Source organism: Nocardioides sp. 1609 (assembly GCF_004522105.1).
In the GTDB taxonomy this organism is placed as follows: Bacteria; Actinomycetota; Actinomycetes; order Propionibacteriales; family Nocardioidaceae; genus Nocardioides.
The window spans coordinates 11,070-27,341 of sequence record NZ_SPUJ01000001.1 but is presented as its reverse complement, the minus strand read 5'-3'; the positions used below and the strand labels follow the sequence as shown (position 1 = coordinate 27,341).

14 protein-coding genes and 1 tRNA gene are annotated in these 16,272 nt (G+C 72.7%); 10 read left to right on the top strand and 5 right to left on the bottom strand.

The window, feature by feature from the left end; all coding sequences use genetic code 11:
• Positions 1-11: 11 nt before the first annotated feature.
• A complete protein-coding gene (locus tag E4623_RS00120; protein WP_134764504.1) occupies positions 12-773 on the bottom strand; it encodes a hypothetical protein in 762 nt (253 codons plus the stop codon).
• A gap of 115 nt (positions 774-888) precedes the next feature.
• On the bottom strand, positions 889-1,047 hold the full coding sequence (locus E4623_RS22400) for a DUF5679 domain-containing protein (protein ID WP_091115022.1): 159 nt from the start codon (positions 1,045-1,047) through the stop codon (positions 889-891).
• Positions 1,048-1,206: 159 nt separating this feature from the next.
• Between E4623_RS22400 and E4623_RS00115 the strand changes: the two genes are divergently transcribed.
• The 3 genes from E4623_RS00115 (at position 1,207) to E4623_RS00105 (ending at position 3,953) form a co-directional block, all read left to right on the top strand.
• The gene (locus tag E4623_RS00115) at positions 1,207-2,001 is read left to right on the top strand and encodes an enoyl-CoA hydratase-related protein (protein ID WP_134764503.1); all 795 of its coding nucleotides are present in this window, start codon (positions 1,207-1,209) and stop codon (positions 1,999-2,001) included.
• 346 nt (positions 2,002-2,347) lie between these two features.
• Positions 2,348-3,409, top strand: a complete 1,062-nt coding sequence (locus tag E4623_RS00110) for a PHP domain-containing protein (protein ID WP_134764502.1) — start codon at positions 2,348-2,350, stop codon at positions 3,407-3,409.
• Positions 3,410-3,419: 10 nt separating this feature from the next.
• Positions 3,420-3,953 (top strand): M48 family metallopeptidase, encoded by a 534-nt coding sequence (locus E4623_RS00105; RefSeq protein ID WP_134764501.1) that lies wholly within the window; start codon positions 3,420-3,422, stop codon positions 3,951-3,953.
• On the opposite strand, the gene E4623_RS00100 is transcribed toward E4623_RS00105, so the two are convergent.
• The gene (locus E4623_RS00100; protein ID WP_134764500.1) at positions 3,884-4,483 is read right to left on the bottom strand and encodes an NUDIX domain-containing protein; all 600 of its coding nucleotides are present in this window, start codon (positions 4,481-4,483) and stop codon (positions 3,884-3,886) included. The two genes, E4623_RS00105 and E4623_RS00100, sit on opposite strands and share 70 nt — an antisense overlap.
• Positions 4,480-5,865, bottom strand: a complete 1,386-nt coding sequence (locus E4623_RS00095) for a zinc-dependent metalloprotease (RefSeq protein ID WP_134764499.1) — start codon at positions 5,863-5,865, stop codon at positions 4,480-4,482. The genes E4623_RS00100 and E4623_RS00095 overlap by 4 nt, the downstream gene beginning before the upstream one ends.
• A gap of 48 nt (positions 5,866-5,913) precedes the next feature.
• Between E4623_RS00095 and E4623_RS00090 the strand changes: the two genes are divergently transcribed.
• The 6 genes from E4623_RS00090 (at position 5,914) to E4623_RS00065 (ending at position 11,785) form a co-directional block, all read left to right on the top strand.
• The gene (locus tag E4623_RS00090; protein WP_134764498.1) at positions 5,914-6,351 is read left to right on the top strand and encodes a molybdenum cofactor biosynthesis protein MoaE; all 438 of its coding nucleotides are present in this window, start codon (positions 5,914-5,916) and stop codon (positions 6,349-6,351) included.
• 43 nt (positions 6,352-6,394) lie between these two features.
• Entirely contained in the window at positions 6,395-6,805 is a 411-nt protein-coding gene (locus tag E4623_RS22880) for a hypothetical protein (RefSeq protein ID WP_209020428.1), read from the top strand.
• Positions 6,806-6,904: 99 nt separating this feature from the next.
• Entirely contained in the window at positions 6,905-7,996 is a 1,092-nt protein-coding gene (locus tag E4623_RS00080; RefSeq protein WP_134764497.1) for a PDZ domain-containing protein, read from the top strand.
• Entirely contained in the window at positions 7,993-8,625 is a 633-nt protein-coding gene (locus E4623_RS00075) for a PPA1309 family protein (RefSeq protein ID WP_134764496.1), read from the top strand. Before E4623_RS00080 ends, E4623_RS00075 begins: the two co-directional genes overlap by 4 nt.
• Positions 8,622-11,657, top strand: coding sequence for a UPF0182 family protein (locus E4623_RS00070; protein ID WP_134764495.1), 3,036 nt, complete (start codon positions 8,622-8,624; stop codon positions 11,655-11,657). The genes E4623_RS00075 and E4623_RS00070 overlap by 4 nt, the downstream gene beginning before the upstream one ends.
• 54 nt (positions 11,658-11,711) lie before the next feature.
• A tRNA-Met gene (locus tag E4623_RS00065) sits at positions 11,712-11,785 on the top strand.
• Between the two features lie 244 nt (positions 11,786-12,029).
• Here the strand turns inward: E4623_RS00065 and E4623_RS00060 are convergent.
• Positions 12,030-12,866: an alpha/beta hydrolase gene (locus E4623_RS00060; protein ID WP_245154755.1), complete on the bottom strand. Its 837-nt coding sequence runs from the start codon at positions 12,864-12,866 to the stop codon at positions 12,030-12,032.
• A 208-nt stretch (positions 12,867-13,074) separates the two neighbouring features.
• On the opposite strand from E4623_RS00060, the gene E4623_RS00055 reads away from it, so the two are divergent.
• Positions 13,075-16,221, top strand: a complete 3,147-nt coding sequence (locus E4623_RS00055; RefSeq protein ID WP_134764493.1) for a hybrid sensor histidine kinase/response regulator — start codon at positions 13,075-13,077, stop codon at positions 16,219-16,221.
• The last annotated feature ends 51 nt before the right edge of the window (positions 16,222-16,272 follow it).

Genomic DNA, 16,272 nt, shown 5'->3' with positions numbered 1-16,272 from the left:
GCGGGCAGCAGTCAGTAGGGGACGTCGTCCCAGCCACACCCGCAGTGCGGGTGCCGGTCCCACGTGCGGACCAGGGGCGAGGGCCGGTCGAGGTCGACGGTGGCCGACCAGGTCGCGGGCCTCTGCCCGGCGAGGAAGTCGACCGCGTCGCGGGCCGCCCAGGCGGTCGCCAGCGCGACGACCCGCCGGTCGACCGGCGCGGCGGGCAACGCGGCGAGCTGCTCGACGAGCACCGGCCGGCGAGGATCGTGCGTGGCCTCGTGGGCGTCGACGCAGCGCAGGCAGGCCGTTGTGCCGGGCTCGACCAGCGGACCGACGCGCAGGCCGCCCGGCCGGCTGGTGCCGGCCACCACGAGGTGCGGGGCCCCCTCGCCCACCCACCCGTCGAGGACCGCGCGGGGGAGCGGGCCGGGTGAGGCGACGACGTAGAGGTCGGGGAGCGGGTCGGTGCGGGTCAAGGTGAGGCCGGCGTCCTCGAGCAGGACGCCGAGCGGGCCGAGGTCGAGCCCGCGGGAGATCAGCCGCACCACTCCGGTGGGCGGCGTCTCGGGCACGACGAGCAGGTCGGCCGCCGCCAGGTCGCGGACGACGGCCGCCCCCTCCGGCGTGGTCGGGGCGGGCGGGAGGCCGGCGGTGAGGCGCTCGAGGACCCGGGCGACCTCCGGTCGCCGCGCCACGATGACCCGCGCCGGCGGGTCGAGTCCGACCTGCACGTGGTCGGCGTCGCGCACCACGACGTGGACACCGGGTCGGAGGCGGAGGGGAGCGGGCACGGCCCGAGCCTCACACGAGCCGGGGTCGCCGCGCCGCCGTCCTCCACAGGCCCCGACGTACGACGACGGCGGCCCAAACGAGGGGGACCGCCGTCGACGTACGTCGGTGGGCCGGTCAGGCCTTGCCGAGGATCCGGTTGAGGTTGGTGCTGCAGACGGGGCACACGGCCTTGGCCATGCGCGTGCCCTTGTCGTTCACCTTCACCTCGCCCTCCGCCTCACGCTTCTCCTTGCACTTCACGCAGTAGAACTCACCGCTCCAGGTCTCCGCCATGACGGCCTCCTTGCCCTTGGTCTTCGGTTGGTCGCCGCGGCGGGGAGGTACGGGGAAGCCCGCTGGGCCGTGACGACCCTACGACAACCGTGGCGCCTGTCACGCCGCGCCGCGCGGAGGACGGGGGGTCGAGCCGCGGGCCTCAGTAGGGTGCGATCCATGCCCGAACTCGCTCACCTGCGCCTGCTCCGCCCCTCCGACGGCGTCGTCCTGCTCGTGCTCGACAACCCCGATCAGCGCAACGCGATGTCGCCGGAGATGACGTCGTCGTGGGTCGCGGCGATCGACCAGATCGCCGCCGACCGATCGGTGCGCGCCGTCGTCGTGACCGGCGAGGGGACGGCGTTCTGCTCCGGCGGCGACACGTCGTGGCTCGCGGGGGAGCCCGACGCGACCGTCGACCAGCTGCGCGAGCGGATGCTGCCGTTCTACCGGGCCTGGCTCTCGATCCGCCGGCTCGAGGTCCCGACGATCGCGGCGATCAACGGACCGGCGATCGGGGCCGGCCTCTGCCTGGCGCTGGCGTGCGACCTGCGCCACGCGGCGGCCGGGGCGAGGATGGGGGTCCCGTTCCTCAAGCTGGGCCTGCACCCCGGGATGGCGGGCACCGCGCTGCTGCCCGACGTGGTCGGGGCCGCCGCGGCTCGCGACCTGTTCCTCACCGGTCGGATCGTCGATGCCGACGAGGCCCTCGGACTCGGGCTCGTCTCCCGCGTGATCGACCCGGCGACGTTCCGGGACACCGTGCTGGAGACCGCCGCCGGGATCGCCGCCACGGCCCCGATCGCCAGCCGGCTCACCAAGCTCGCGCTGGCCGACGGCGGGCACGCCGACATCGAGACCGGTCTGCAGTGGGAGGCGCTGGCGCAGCCGGTCACGCTCGCGACCGAGGACCTGCAGGAGGGCCTGCGCGCGGCCCGCGAGAAGCGTGCCCCGGTCTTCCGCGGCCGCTGACGGGCCGGACCGGGACGGGCCGCGTGGACGCCCCGGCCGGAGGAGGACAGGGCCCCCGCGCCGCGTCCCCGACACGTGCCTTCCCCTTGCCCGTGTCGACTCGGCGGCCCGGGGGCCACTGCGCGCCAGGCTAGGCAGCCGCGGCCCGCGGGGTCAACCAGCTCGGGACAGGCGCCGGGCCCGGCCTGTGGACAAGGTTGTGGACAAAGCTGTGCACAACGTCCGCAACCCGTGGAGACGCGCCGGAACGGGCCGGCCGCGCCTGTGGAGGAAGCGCTCACTCGGAAGGCCGTAGGCTGCTCTGACCTGCGGTGATCGCCGTCCACCGCCTGTGGAGGAAAGAAAGATGAACGCGTCAGACGAACCGTACGAGGCCGGCCCCGTCGCCGCCCTCCGACGGATCGCCTTCCTGCTCGAGCGTGCCCGCGAGGACACCTACAAGGTCAAGGCGTTCCGCGGTGCGGCGGCGACGATCCTGCCGCTGCCGGCCGACGACGTCGCGCGGGCCGTCGAGGCCGGCACCCTCACCGACCTGCCCGGCATCGGCGCGAGCTCGGGCAAGGTGATCGCCGCCGCCGTCCGGGGCCAGGTGCCGGAGCGGCTGGCGAAGCTCGAGGCCGAGCACGCCGGCCCGTTGACCGAGGGCGGGGCCGAGCTGAGGACGGCGCTGCGCGGCGACTGCCACTCACACTCCGACTGGAGTGACGGCGGGTCGCCCATCGAGGAGATGGCGATGACCGCCATCGAGCTCGGGCACGACTACCTCGTGCTCACCGACCACTCGCCGCGCCTCAAGGTGGCCCGGGGGCTGAGTGCCGAGCGGCTGCAGCGCCAGCTCGGCGTCGTCGACGCCGTCAACGAGCACCTGGGCGGCGGCACCGACGGCGACCGCGAGTTCACCCTGCTCAAGGGGATCGAGGTCGACATCCTCGACGACGGGTCGCTCGACCAGTCCGAGGAGATGCTCGACCGGCTCGACCTGCGGGTCGCCAGCGTGCACTCCAAGCTCGCGATGGACTCCGGCCCGATGACGAGGCGGATGATCGGCGCGGTCCGGCAGCGGCACACGAACGTGCTGGGCCACTGCACCGGGCGCCTGGTCACCGGCGGCCGGGGCACCCGCAAGCAGTCGACGTTCGACGCGAGGGCGGTCTTCGAGGCCTGCGCCGAGAACGACGTCGCGGTCGAGATCAACTCCCGGCCCGAGCGGCGGGACCCGCCGTCCGCGCTGCTCGCGCTGGCTCGCGACGCCGGGTGCGTGTTCTCGATCGACTCCGACGCGCACGCGCCGGGGCAGCTCGACTTCCTCGTGCTGGGCTGCGAACGGGCCGAGGACGCCGGCATCGACGCCGACCGGATCGTCAACACGTGGTCGAAGGATCGCCTGCTCGACTGGGCGCGCAAGTAGATTCGGCCCCATGGGAGCCGGCGAGGTCGAGGTGCGCCGCTCGCCGCGCCGGCTGCGAACCGTGTCGGCCTACCGCGAGGACGACCGGATCGTCGTGCTGATCCCGGCGTCGTTCTCGGCCGCCGACGAGGCCGAGTGGGTCGAGACGATGGTCGCCCGGATCCTGCGCTCGGAGCAGCGGGTCCCGTTGAGCGACGACGAGCTGCGGGTGCGGGCGCTGCGCCTCAGCGACCGCCACCTCGGCGGGCTCGCCGTGCCGGAGTCGGTGCGGTGGGTGTCGAACCAGCACACCCGCTGGGGCTCCTGCTCGCTCGGCGCGCGCGCGATCCGGCTGTCCGAGCGGCTCCAGGGGATGCCGTCGTGGGTGCTCGACTACGTCATCGTGCACGAGCTTGCCCACCTGATCGAGCCCGGGCACGACGAGCGGTTCTGGGCCTGGGTGGACCGCTACCCGGGCGCGGAGAAGGCGAAGGGCTACCTGTTGGGCTGGTCGGAGGCGGCGAAGGTCTCGCTGCCCTCGGAGTTCGACAGCCACGTCGACTGAAGGCGCCTGACCCGGGGGAGCAGGTCGCCGTTCGGGAGCTCCTCGACCGGCCACCAGCGCACGTCGAGCGACTCCTCGCTGACGGCGTGCGCGGCGCCGGGCCGCGCCACCGCGACGTACATGACGTCGAGGTGGGTCACGCCCTCGCCCGCTCCGCAGAACGGGACGGCGTGGGCGTCGAGCCACGCCGGCCGGGGGTCGAGGTCGAGGTCGGACGGCGCCAGGCCGGACTCCTCGACGGCCTCCCGCAGCGCGGCGGCCGCGAGGGTGGCGTCCTCCGGCTCGGCGTGGCCCCCGAGCTGGAACCAGCGTCCGGCCTTGGCGTGCAGCGTGAGGAGCACGTGGGTCCGGTCGACGTCGAGGACGAGGGTGCTCGCGGTGAGGTGGTCGGGCCGCGAGGCCCGGGTCATCGCGTCGGGGTTGGCCTCGAGGTAGGCGACGTAGCGGTCGCGCAGCGCCCCCTGCCCCTCGACGTCCGGTGGCGTCCAGGACCGCAGGACGCCGACGGCGTCCGCGTGCAGCGCCGTCACTCCCCGGTCGGCCCGTCGGTCGGCCCGCCGGTCGGCCCGTCGGTCGGCTCCTCGCCGTCGAGCAGCTTGCGCAGCTCGGCGTCGAAGTCGTCCTCGGTGAGCTTCTCGGGCGCGGCGGCCTCCTCGCGGAAGCCGAGCGGGTCGTCGAGGTCGGCCGACGTCGGGAGCAGGTGCGGGTGCAGCCAGACGCCGTCGCGGGCCTCGGTGCCCTGGCGGGTGCGCAGCGAGCCCCACAGGGTGGAGGCGTCGCGCAGCCGGCGCGGGCGCAGCTCGAGGCCCACGAGCGAGGCGAAGGTCTGCTCGGCCGGGCCGCCGGCGGCGCGGCGGCGGCGGACCGCCTCCTGCAGCTTGGCCGCGGCCGGCATCCGCTTCTCGGTGGCCTGGCCGACGACCTCGTCGACCCAGCCCTCGACGAGGGCGAGCGCGATCTCGAGGCGCTCGAGCGCGGCCGCCTGGGCGGGGGACTGCGGCAGCTCGAACAGCCCGCCCTCGAGGAGCTGCTGCATCGACTCGGGGTTCATCGGGTCGATGCCGCTCATCTGGTCCTGGATGCGGCGCTGGAGGCTCTCGGCGTTCACCTCGACGCCGCGGGCGAAGTCGGTGACGGCGCCGATGAGGTGGTCGCGCAGCCACGGCACGTGGGCGAAGAGCCGCTGGTGGGCGGCCTCGCGCAGCGCGAGGTAGAGGATGACGTCGTCCTCGGAGACGTCGAGTCCGGCGGCGAACGCCGTCACGTTGGTCGGCACGAGCGCCGCCCGGCCCGCCGGGCCGAGCGGGAGACCGATGTCGGAGGCGGTGAGCACCTCGCACGCGAGCTCGCCGAAACCGGAGCCGACCTGGGTGGCCAGCATCGCGCCGACGGCCTTGCCGATAATGCCGAGGATCGGGCCGGCCTGCGCCGCGGCCTCGGGCGGGAGGGCGCTGCTGAGGCCCTGCACCGACTGCTCGGCGACGGGCTCGACGAGCACCTTCCACACGTCGAGGGTGTTCACGATCCACTCCGCCCGGCTCCAGACCGCCGTGGAGGTGACCCCGGACGGGAACTCGGTGGCCTCGTCGAGCCAGTGGTCGGCGAGCCGGAGCGCGTCGGAGACGGCGTCGGCCTGCTTCGCGGTGGGCGTCGGGTCGGGCGCCTTGGCCACGCCCTTGCGGGCGACGTCGACGGCGGCGTCCCAGTTCAGGGCGCCGTCGTAGGGCTGCATCATCGACTGGAGCTGCCCGAACAGCTGGCCGAGGTCGGGCATGGCACCGAAGTCCATGCCGCCGAGGTTCATGCCACCGAAGTTGAGCTGGCCGCCCGAGAAGAGGTGCTCGAAGGGCGTGCCCTTGAACGGGTTCGGCTGGTCGTCGCCGGACGGCTTGTCGTCAGGGGTGTCGGGCATGCGTCTACGGTACGCCGTCGCCCCAGCACGTCGGCATAGTCTGCGCAGGTGCCCCGAGACCCCCATGACGTCGTGCGCCTGGTCGAGATCCGCGACACCCCGCTGCTGGTGGACGACGTCCTCGACCGCCTCGACGAGGCCGTCGACGGCGGGGTCACCCTGTTCGTCGGCAAGGTGCGCGACCACGACGGCGGCCGGGCGGTCAGCGGCCTCGACTACTCCGCCCACCCCTCCGCGCTGGAGCGGCTGCGCGAGGTGTGCGAGGAGGTCGCCGCGCGGCACGACGTCCACGGCGTCGCCGCGCTGCACCGGGTGGGCCGGCTCGCCATCGGCGACCTCGCCGTCGTCGTCGGGACGGCGGCGGCGCACCGCGGGACGGCGTTCGACGCCTCCCGCGACCTGATCGACACCCTCAAGGCACGGGTGCCGATCTGGAAGCACCAGGTCTTCGCCGACGGCAGCGACGAGTGGGTCGGCACGCCGTAGCGCCTCCCGGCGATGGTGTCGGGCCCGACCTACCCTCGTGAGCATGGTCCTGCTCTGGCTCCTCCCGCCCGTCGTGGTCACCCTGGCCGCGATGGTCTGGGTGTCGTGGCTGGGGCGCGAGGGCCGTGGCGAGGTCGACCGCGACGTCGCCCTGGCCCGGATGGGCGCCGTCCTCGAGGGACGCCGGCGCGGCCTGCTGCGCCGCCGCTCCAGCGTCCCGACGTACGCCGTCGCGGAGACGCCACGCGAGCGCAGCACCGGCGTCGCCGTCCGGCCGTCGCGTCCGGTGCCGCCGCGCGCGGTGCCCCCGGTCACGGCGCCCGCCGCGGCGTCGACCGAGGCGTCGGCCGACCGGGCCGACGCGTCCACCGACCGCCCGACCGACCGCCCGACGGACCGTCCGAGCGACCGCCCGGGCGGCCGCGGCGCGGGCGAGCAGCGCCGCGCCTCCTGAGCGCGAGACCCCGGCCCCGGCCCGTCCGCTGCCGTCGACTGCCCGCCGGCAGCCCAGCAGGTGCCGGGAGCATTTGTCGCGGATGAGAGGCTGTGGGCCATGAGCCAGCGCCTGATCGCCGCGTGCATCGCCGTGCCGGCGGTGCTCGGGCTGCTGCTGTTCGCCTCGGTCGCGCGGCTGCCGTACGCGACGTACCAGCCGGGCAGCACCGTCGACGTCCTCGGCGAGGACGACAGCGACGTCGACATCGTCCAGGTCGACGGCCACGAGGTGTACCGCGACGACGGCGAGCTGCGGATGACGACGGTCCGGGTCTCCCCGGCGCAGGAGCCCGACGACCGCGGCATCGGCCTGACCGCGCTGATGAGCACGTGGTTCGACGGCGACAACGCCGTCTACCCCTACGACGCCGTCCACCAGTCCGACGAGACGGCCGAGAGCAACCGTGAGCAGGGCCAGCTGCAGATGGCGACCTCCCAGGACGTCGCGGTCGACGTGGCGCTCGAGGAGATGGGGATCGAGGTCCCGCAGGTCCTCACCATCACCCAGCTGACGCCCGGCCTCCCGGCCGAGAAGGTGCTGGAGGTGGGCGACGTGGTGCGCACCATCGGCGGCACCGACGTCACCGACGCCGCGCAGCTCGTCTCCCTCGTCGACGCCAGCACGCCCGGCGAGCCGCTCACCGTCGGGGTCACCCGCGACGGCAAGCCGCTCGAGCTGGACGTGACCCCCGTCGACGTCGACGGCCGCACCAAGATCGGCATCCTGCCCGAGGTCTCGGAGTACGAGTTCCCGTTCGAGGTGACGATCAACATCTCCCCGCAGATCGGCGGCCCGAGCGCGGGCCTGATCTTCTCCCTGGCGATCTACGACACCCTCACCGAGGGTTCGCTCACCGGTGGCCGCACGGTCGCCGGCACCGGCGAGATCTTCCCCGACGGCAGCGTCGGCGCGATCGGGGGCATCCAGCAGAAGATCGCCGGCGCCCGCGACGAGGGCGCCGAGCTCTTCCTGGTCCCGATCGAGAACTGTGACGACGCACTGGGGGCCGACCCCGGCGACATGAGGTTGATGATGGCGCAGAGCATGCACGACGTCCGCGAGGGCCTGGAGGCGTTCGCCGCCGACCCCGACGCCACCCTGCCGTCCTGCGAGGACGCCGACGAGATCCTGGCCGGGGCGGCGTCGTGACCGACCAGCCGGACGACGTCCTCACCGGTGACCCGCGCTGGGGCGACCTCGACGCCGACCCGGCGCTCGCGAGCGCCGTCCTCGAGATCGAGGGGCTCCTCGCCGCCGACGGCTGGGACCAGCCGGCGCGGCTCTACGCGCTCGTCGACACCGCCCAGCTCGTCGTCCAGGAGCCGGCGCTGGCGTCGATGATGGGTCTGGACGCGGACGCCGAGCGCGGGTCGCTGACCGCGGTCGAGCAGGACGCGCTCGACCCGGCCGTCCCGCTGGAGCAGGTGCTGGAGTCGATCCTCTGGCCGCCCGGGGTGACCGGGGTCGCCGCGATGGTCGAGCGGCTCGTGCTGCCGCCGGGCTCCGACGACGAGCTGCCCGACGACCCGGTCCGGGCACAGGAGTTCGCCCGCGACCACCCCGACCGCCAGGAGGTCCGCATCGTCGCGGGCGCGACCCGCTCCGGGTCGACGTACTGCGCGTTGCGGCTCAAGGCCCACGACGACGACACCTCGGTGGTCGGCGGCGTCGACCTGGTGCCGGGGCTGCTCGGGCTGCTGCAAGCCACGCTGGACGACGCCGAGCCGGATGGCACCGAAGACGAGACGGCCGACCGGCCGGTGGAGGAGAACCCGTGAGCGACCTGTTCGACGACGACCCGAGGGCGGCACCCGCCCGGAGCCGAGCAGGACGTTCGCGAGCGCTGCTGATCACCGCCGTCGTCCTGGTGGTCGCCCTGTTCGGCCTGACCGGCTTCGCGTCGATCTACACCGACCGGATCTGGTACAACAACGCCGGCTACGGCCAGGTCTTCAGCACCATGCTGTGGACCCGCGTGCTGCTGTTCCTCGCCTTCGGCGTGGTGCTCGGGGGAGCGGTGGCGCTGAACGTGTTCCTCGCCTACCGGTTCCGGCCGCTGTTCCGCCCGACCTCGCGCGAGCAGTCGAACCTCGACCGCTACCGCGACGTGGTCACGCCGATCCGCACCTGGCTGGTCGTCGGCATCGCCGTCGTCGTCGGTGCCTTCGCCGGTGCCTCGGGGATGAGTCACTGGCGCACCTTCCTGCTGTGGCGCAACGGCTCCTCGGTCGGCACCGACGACCCGTACTTCAAGAAGGACGTCGGGTTCTACCTCTTCGACCTGCCGTGGTGGCACTTCGTCGTCGACTTCACGATGGCCACGATGGTGCTGGCGATCATCGCCGCCCTCGTCACCCACTACCTGTACGGCGGCATCCGCCTCCAGGCCACCCAGGACAAGCTCTCCGGCGCGGCCCAGGCCCAGCTCTCGGTGCTCCTCGGCCTGTTCGTGCTGGCGAAGGGCGTCGACTACTACCTCGACCGCTTCGACCTGGTCACCCAGAAGAACAGCCTCTTCACCGGCATGAACTACACCGGGGAGAACGCCGTCCTGCCGGCCAAGAACATCCTGATGGCCGTCGCGGTCATCTGCGCGATCCTCTTCTTCCTCAACGTCTGGCGCCGCACCTGGCAGCTGCCCTCGATCGGCCTGGCCCTGCTCGCGCTGTCGGCGGTGCTGATCGGGATGATCTTCCCGGCCGCCGTCCAGCAGTTCCAGGTCAAGCCGTCGGAGGCCGACAAGGAGGAGCCGTACATCCAGAAGAACATCGAAGCCACCCGGATGGCCTACGACCTCGAGGGCACGGTCACCGAGCCCTACACCCCGGCCACGTCGCTGGAGGACCCGAGCGCCTTCCAGGACCTGCTGAGCTCGGTGCCGCTCGTCGACCCGGCTCTCGTGTCGTCGGCGTTCGAGAACATCCAGCAGGAGCGCGCCTACTACTCGGTGCCGGACGTGCTCGACGTCGACCGCTACGAGATCGAGGGCAACGACCGCGCGGTCGTCCTCGGCGTCCGCGAGCTCGACCAGTCCAAGCTGAGCGAGGACGCCCGCAACTGGTCGAACCTCCACACCGTCTACACCCACGGCAACGGGATCATCGCGGCCTACGCCAACCAGCGCGACGCGCAGAACACGGTCCAGGACGACACCTCGGGCGACCAGGAGTCGGCCTCGTCGGGGCGCCTCGAGTGGGCACAGGGCATCAACGCCGGCGAGGACGACCTGTCGTCGGCGCTCGGGGCATTCGAGAGCCGGGTGTACTACGGCGAGCTGAGCCCCGACTACTCCGTCGTGGGTCAGCCGGAGGAATCCGACACCGAGGTCGAGCTCAACCTGCCGACGCCGGGCTCCGAGCTCGGCGAGCTCACGACCTACGACGGCCAGGGCGACGCCTCGGTCGGCAGCGCCTTCAACCAGCTGATGTTCGCGATCAAGTTCGGGGAGCCGAACTTCCTGCTCTCGGGCCGGGTCCACGACAACTCGCAGGTGCTCTACGTGCGCCAGCCCGCCGAGCGCGTGGAGAAGGTCGCGCCGTGGTTGACCGTCGACGGCGACCCCTACCCGGCGATCGTCGAAGGCCGGATCCAGTGGATCGTCGACGGCTACACGACGACCGACCGCTTCCCGAACTCGCAGCGCGCGTCGTTCGAGACGATGACCGCGGACGCGCAGCAGCTCGACAACGGGCTGCAGACCGTGCCGACCGATGAGGTCAACTACATGCGCAACGCCGTGAAGGCCACCGTCGACGCCTACGACGGCACCGTCAAGCTGTACGCCTGGGACGAGGAAGACCCGATGCTCAAGGCCTGGCGCGGCGCGTTCCCCGACACGGTGCTCGACCGGGACCAGATGTCCGACGAACTGCTCGAGCACGTGCGCTACCCGGTCGACCTCTTCAAGGTGCAGCGCTACCAGTACGCGCGCTACCACGTCGAGAACGCCAGCGACTGGTACCAGAACAACGACCGCTGGTCCGTGCCGAACGACCCGCAGACGACGAACACGTTCCAGGCGCCGTACCGGCTCTTCGTCCCGGGTCAGGAGGACGACGCGACCACGGCCTCGGCGTACTCGCTGAGCACCGTCTACGTGCCCTACGGCCGCAACAACCTGGCCTCGTTCGTGTCGGTCGACTCCGACGCCACCCAGGACTCCTACGGCACCATCCGGGTGCGCGAGATCGTGGGCGCCGACGAGGCCACCGAGGGCGACGAGCAGGCCCGCGGCCCGGGGCAGGTCGCCAACGACTTCCAGTCCGACAACCAGGTCCGAGACGCCCTGCTGCCGTTCACCCAGGGCGAGTCCCAGGTCGACTACGGCAACCTGCTCACCCTGCCGGTGGGTCGTGGCCTGCTCTACGTGCAGCCGGTCTACGTCTCGCGGCAGGCCGCCGGCGCCAGCTATCCCGAGCTCCGGCGGGTCCTGGTGAAGTACGGCAGCGACGTCGGCATCGGTGCGACCTTCCAGGAGGCGCTCGCGGACGCGTTCGGTGGCACGACGACTATCCCGCCCGAGACCGACCCGGATCCCACGCCGCCCTCCGGCGGGACCGGGACCCTCCAGGAGCAGCTCGACCAGAAGCTCGAGGAGGCGCAGGCGGCGTTCACCGCAGCCGAGGCGGCGCTCGCCGACCAGGACCTGGCGACCTACCAGGCGCGCATCGGCGACGCCGAGGCCGCGCTGGCCGCCGTGATCCGCCTGCGCGACCAGATCAAGGACGAGGAGGGCGGCGCGGCCGACACACCCTCCGAGGGCGCCACGGACACCCCGACCGAGGACCCCTCGGCGGCCGGGGGGAGCTGAACCGGACCCCGATTTGGGCCCGCGCCACCCACCCGGTAATGTTCTGTTCACCGACGCGGGGTGGAGCAGCTCGGTAGCTCGCTGGGCTCATAACCCAGAGGTCGCAGGTTCAAATCCTGCCCCCGCTACACATGAGGAACAGCCCCTGACCTGCGGAGACGCAGGTCGGGGGCTGTTTCGTTGCTACGGCCTGCCCCCGTGCGTGACTGAGCGGGTGGCCGTGCTGCGTCCGTCCGTCGCGGTGATCGGGCGCTTCGCCTCGTAGGTCGGGTCGTAGCCGCTGAGGGCCGGCCCACAGCGGCCACGGCTGACGTCGTGGCCGGGCCACCAGCAGCGTCGAGATCGAGCACAGGCGGGTCGCTGGCGTGAGCCTCAGCCCAGCACCTCGCGCAGCCGGGCGGCGAACTGGGCAGGCTTCCCCGGGTAGTGGCCCTCACCGGTGAAGCCCGCGTGGTGGCTCGGGAACAGGTCGGGCGCACGGCCGATTCGTTCGGCCAGGCCGTATCCGCCACGGGCCGCGACCTCCTGGCCGGACTCCTCGCCGACCGCTACACGGACGCGGTCACCCAGGCCGGCGAGCGCCGCGTAGGCAGGCACGTAGGCGTTGACCGCGGGCATGTTGCGCAGGAGCGGGCTCGTGCGGCTGCCGTCGTCCTCGGCACTCATCCCGAGCGCGACCGGATCGGGCGCCGGTCGATCGAGGTAGTCCTCCGCGAGGGGCTCGACGGCCATGACGAGCGCGACGAACTTGGCCATCGCAGCCCCCTCGCCGGCTCGGTCGTAGGTGTCGCGGATGTCCTGGCACGCGGCGAGCACGACGTCGCCGTCGGCGATGGTGTCGACCAGTGGAGGTTCGTGCACGACGGCTCGGCGGATGTCACCAGGGTGCGCGGCGAGCAGGGCGAGCAGGCACACGGCGCCACCGCTGGACCCGAAGGCGTCGACGGCGCCGACGTCGAGCGCCTCGACCACCCGGTGCAGGTCCTCGGCGTGCTGCTCCGCGGTCAGCGGACTGTCGCCCGCGGGGTTCCGACCCGACCCGCGCGGGTCGAGGGTGACGACCGGCCGATCGGTGATCTCGGCCGCGAGCGCGGAGAACGCGTCTGCCGCCATCGGGTTGGCGAACGCCATCAGGACCGGGCGGTCGGGATGGGCTGTGGCGAGAACACCGTGGACGTCGTAGTGGAGGAGATCGTCGCCCTCGCCCACGACGTGGGTGCGACGGGGCGCTCGGTTCGGGTCATGCCCCTTGGACCGGCCCACCGACCTGAAGTCATCGCCGCGCGAACGGCGACGCATCGTCCCGAGTCAGACCTCTTCTCGTCCACTTCAGCGCGACGTCTGGCACCGTGGAGGGGTGGAACCCCCCGATTCCGTCGTAGCAGCTGCTCGTGGTGCAACGTTCGCGCAGCGGGTCGTGCGCGCCCTGCCCGACGGGTTGTGGATGTTCGACGACGACGGGGTGACGGTCTACGCCAACCCGGCACTGCTCACGATGCTGGGTCGTGACGCCGAACGGTCCGGCAGCTTCACCGTGTACGACGTGCTCGACGAGCAGGGGCGGGCGGACTTCGCCCGCCACCTCGACACCCGCGATCGCGAGGCCGGTGCGGGTCACAACCTCGAGTGCTGCCTGCACCGGCTCGACGGATCGGAGTTCTGGGCGTTGGTCAGCCACGTGCCGCTCCTCGACGACGAGGGGGTACAGCAGGGCTGGCTCTACCGCGTGAAGGACCACTCTGAGCAACGCGTGCTGCTCGACGAGCTGGTGCGACGCGAGCAGCAGCTCGCCGAGGCCCAGGTCATCGCCGGCGTCGGCAGCTGGGAGCGGAACGTCGTCACCGGGTCGGTGGACTGGTCGGCACAGGCCTACCGGCTGTGCCGGGTCGACCCCGAGACCTTCGAGCCCGCCGTGGACTCCTTCCTCGGGCTCCTCGACCCCCGCGATCTCGACCTCGTCCTGTCGCAGTACGAGCGAATGCTCGACGGGGTCGAGCCGCTCGACGTCGAGTGTCGTCTCGCCGGCGACCCGGAGACGTGGTTGCGCGTCCGGGGGCGCGTCGTCCGCGACGACGCCGGCGAGGTGGTGCGGGTCGGCGGCACCCTGCAGGACATCAGCGAGTCGAAGAGCAACGAGCAGGGGTTGGAGTTCCTCAGCGCCATGGGCAGGGCGGCCAACGAGGCGAGGACGCTCCAGGAGCTGCTGGTCAGCTCGGAGTCGCTGGTGCGGCCCTACGCGCGGTGGCCCGCCGTCCTGGTCGCGGCGCCCCAGTCGCCCGAGCCGGGTGCCGACCTCGTCTTCATCGACCTGGACTGGTCCGCCACCGACGAGGACGTGCTGCCCTTCGCCCGTGACCTGGCGCGCGAGGCGGTGGAGCAGCGAGCGGCGGTGCAGCGTCTCGGACCTGGCGGCACGGTGCTGGTGGCCGGCCGGGTCCAGGTGGGAGAGCGGCTGGCGTGCGTGATCGTCTCCGACACCGAGGCTGCCGAGCGGGCGCCGGCAGCCGACCTGGCGTTCTTCGAGCAGATGCTCGCCCTGCTCGCCCACGTCGCCGAGCGGGAGTGGACGGGGGAGGAGCTGGCCACCGCTCGCGACGCGGCGCTGAGCGCCTCGCGAGCGAAGTCGGACTTCCTCGCCACGATGAGCCACGAGATCCGCACCCCGCTCAACGGCGTCATCGGTCTGAGCGAGCTGTTGCGTCGCACCGAGCTGACCGACCACCAGCAGCGGCTGGCCGAGGGTGTCGACCAGGCGGGTCGCACGCTGCTCGCGCTGGTCAACGACATCCTGGACCTGTCGAAGATCGAGGCCGGCCGCCTCGATCTCGAGGAGGTCGACTTCGACCCGCGCACCATCGTCGAGCAGAGCGCCGGCCTCGTCGCCGACGCCGCCCGCGAGAAGGGACTCGAGCTGGTCGTCTCGAGCGCATCCGACATCCCGCTGCTGGTGCGCGGCGACCCGGTGCGCTTCGGGCAGGTCATCACCAACCTGGCAGCCAACGCGGTGAAGTTCACTGCCACCGGCGAGGTCGTGATCCGGGCCGAGCGCGACGGCTCGCGGGTGCGGGTGTCGGTCCGCGACACCGGCGTCGGCATCGCCCCCGACGCGCAGCTGAGGCTCTTCGAGGCGTTCACCCAGGCCGACAGCTCGACCACCCGCGAGTACGGCGGCACCGGGCTCGGCCTCGCCATCAGCAAGCGCATCGTCGCCGCCATGGACGGCGACATGGGAGTGCAGAGCGCTGCGGGGGCGGGGAGCACGTTCTGGTTCACCGCCGCGTTCTGCACGGCCGCCGAGGGGCACCCCCTGGACCAGGACGGGGTGCGTGAGAGCGCGGTGGCCGGACTGCGGGTGCTGGTCGTCGACGACAACGCCACCAACCGGTTCATCCTCGGCGAGCAGCTCTCCGGCTGGGCTGTGGACGTGACGGCCGTGGAGTCGGCCTACGAGGCGCTGGTCGAGCTGGACACCTCGGTGCGCCGGGGCGCGCCGTACGACGTGGTGCTCCTCGACTACATGATGCCCGGCGCGGACGGCGAGCAGCTCGCCCGCATCGTGCGAGCGGAGTCGCGCCACGACACCACCCGGCTCGTGCTGCTGTCGTCATCCACCGAGCCGGCCGACGGCTGGCTCGAGGACGCGGGCATCGACAGCTTCCTCAGCAAGCCCGTGCGCGCATCGCGCCTGCTCGACACGCTGGCCACCCTGGGCGGCCGCTGGGTGGCCGCGGTGGAGCAGGCGGCGGGCGCCGCCGTGGCGCCGGCCGCGGACCGGGGACGAGTCCTCGTCGTCGAGGACAACGCGATCAACCAGCTGGTCGCGGAGGGGGTGCTGCGCCGGCTCGGGTTCCAGGTGCAGGTGGCCGACAACGGTGCCGCGGGCGTGGCCGCGGTCGCCGACCACCCAGACGGCTTCGACGTCATCCTCATGGACTGCCAGATGCCGGTGATGGACGGCTTCGACGCCACCCGCGCCGTGCGTGCCATTCAGCACGGCGGCGTGCGGACCCCGATCATCGCGATGACCGCGGCCGCCGTGGCGGGCGAGCGGGAGCGCTGTCTCGAGGCTGGGATGGACGACTTCCTGTCCAAACCGGTCGACGTGGGCCTGCTGGGGAAGATGCTCGACCGGTGGGTGGCACCCCGCTCGGCCCCAGGCTCCAAGGTGCCTGCTGCCGACCCCGTGGTGGCCGAGCTGCCCGCGACGGCCGGACCGGCGCCCAGCGCCCGGCTCGCCGAGCTGTTGGAGGACGGCATCGAGCTCTCCTTCGTCTCGCTGATGGTCGGGCGCTTCGAGGCGACGGCGACCGGCCTCCTGGCCGCGCTGACCAGGTCGGTGGGCGCGGGTGACGCGCCTGCGACGAGCCTGCACGCGCACGCGCTGCGCGGCTGCGCCGCCAACCTCGGGCTGTCGTCGCTCGCGCAGCAGTGCACGCGCATCGAGCACGCAGCCGGTGACCGTCAGCTCCCGTCCGACGCCGAGCTCGACGGTCTCCGGGTCGCGGTCGCCGACGGTGCGCGCGACCTGGCGGCGTTCGTCCGCTCCCGAGCAACCGAGGCCTGAGCCCGAGCCGAGTCCGCGTCGTCCCGCGGCCACGACCCCCGCGCAGCGCCT

Excerpts from the sequence above, each read along its gene's own strand:
- E4623_RS00080 (WP_134764497.1), top strand. The coding sequence starts at position 6,905 with ATGAGCCAGCGCCTGATCGCCGCGTGCATCGCCGTGCCGGCGGTGCTC.
- E4623_RS00105 (WP_134764501.1), top strand. The coding sequence starts at position 3,420 with ATGGGAGCCGGCGAGGTCGAGGTGCGCCGCTCGCCGCGCCGGCTGCGA.
- E4623_RS00095 (WP_134764499.1), bottom strand. The coding sequence starts at position 5,865 with ATGCCCGACACCCCTGACGACAAGCCGTCCGGCGACGACCAGCCGAAC.
- E4623_RS22400 (WP_091115022.1), bottom strand. The coding sequence starts at position 1,047 with ATGGCGGAGACCTGGAGCGGTGAGTTCTACTGCGTGAAGTGCAAGGAG.
- E4623_RS00110 (WP_134764502.1), top strand. The coding sequence starts at position 2,348 with ATGAACGCGTCAGACGAACCGTACGAGGCCGGCCCCGTCGCCGCCCTC.
- E4623_RS00115 (WP_134764503.1), top strand. The coding sequence starts at position 1,207 with ATGCCCGAACTCGCTCACCTGCGCCTGCTCCGCCCCTCCGACGGCGTC.
- E4623_RS22880 (WP_209020428.1), top strand. The coding sequence starts at position 6,395 with ATGGTCCTGCTCTGGCTCCTCCCGCCCGTCGTGGTCACCCTGGCCGCG.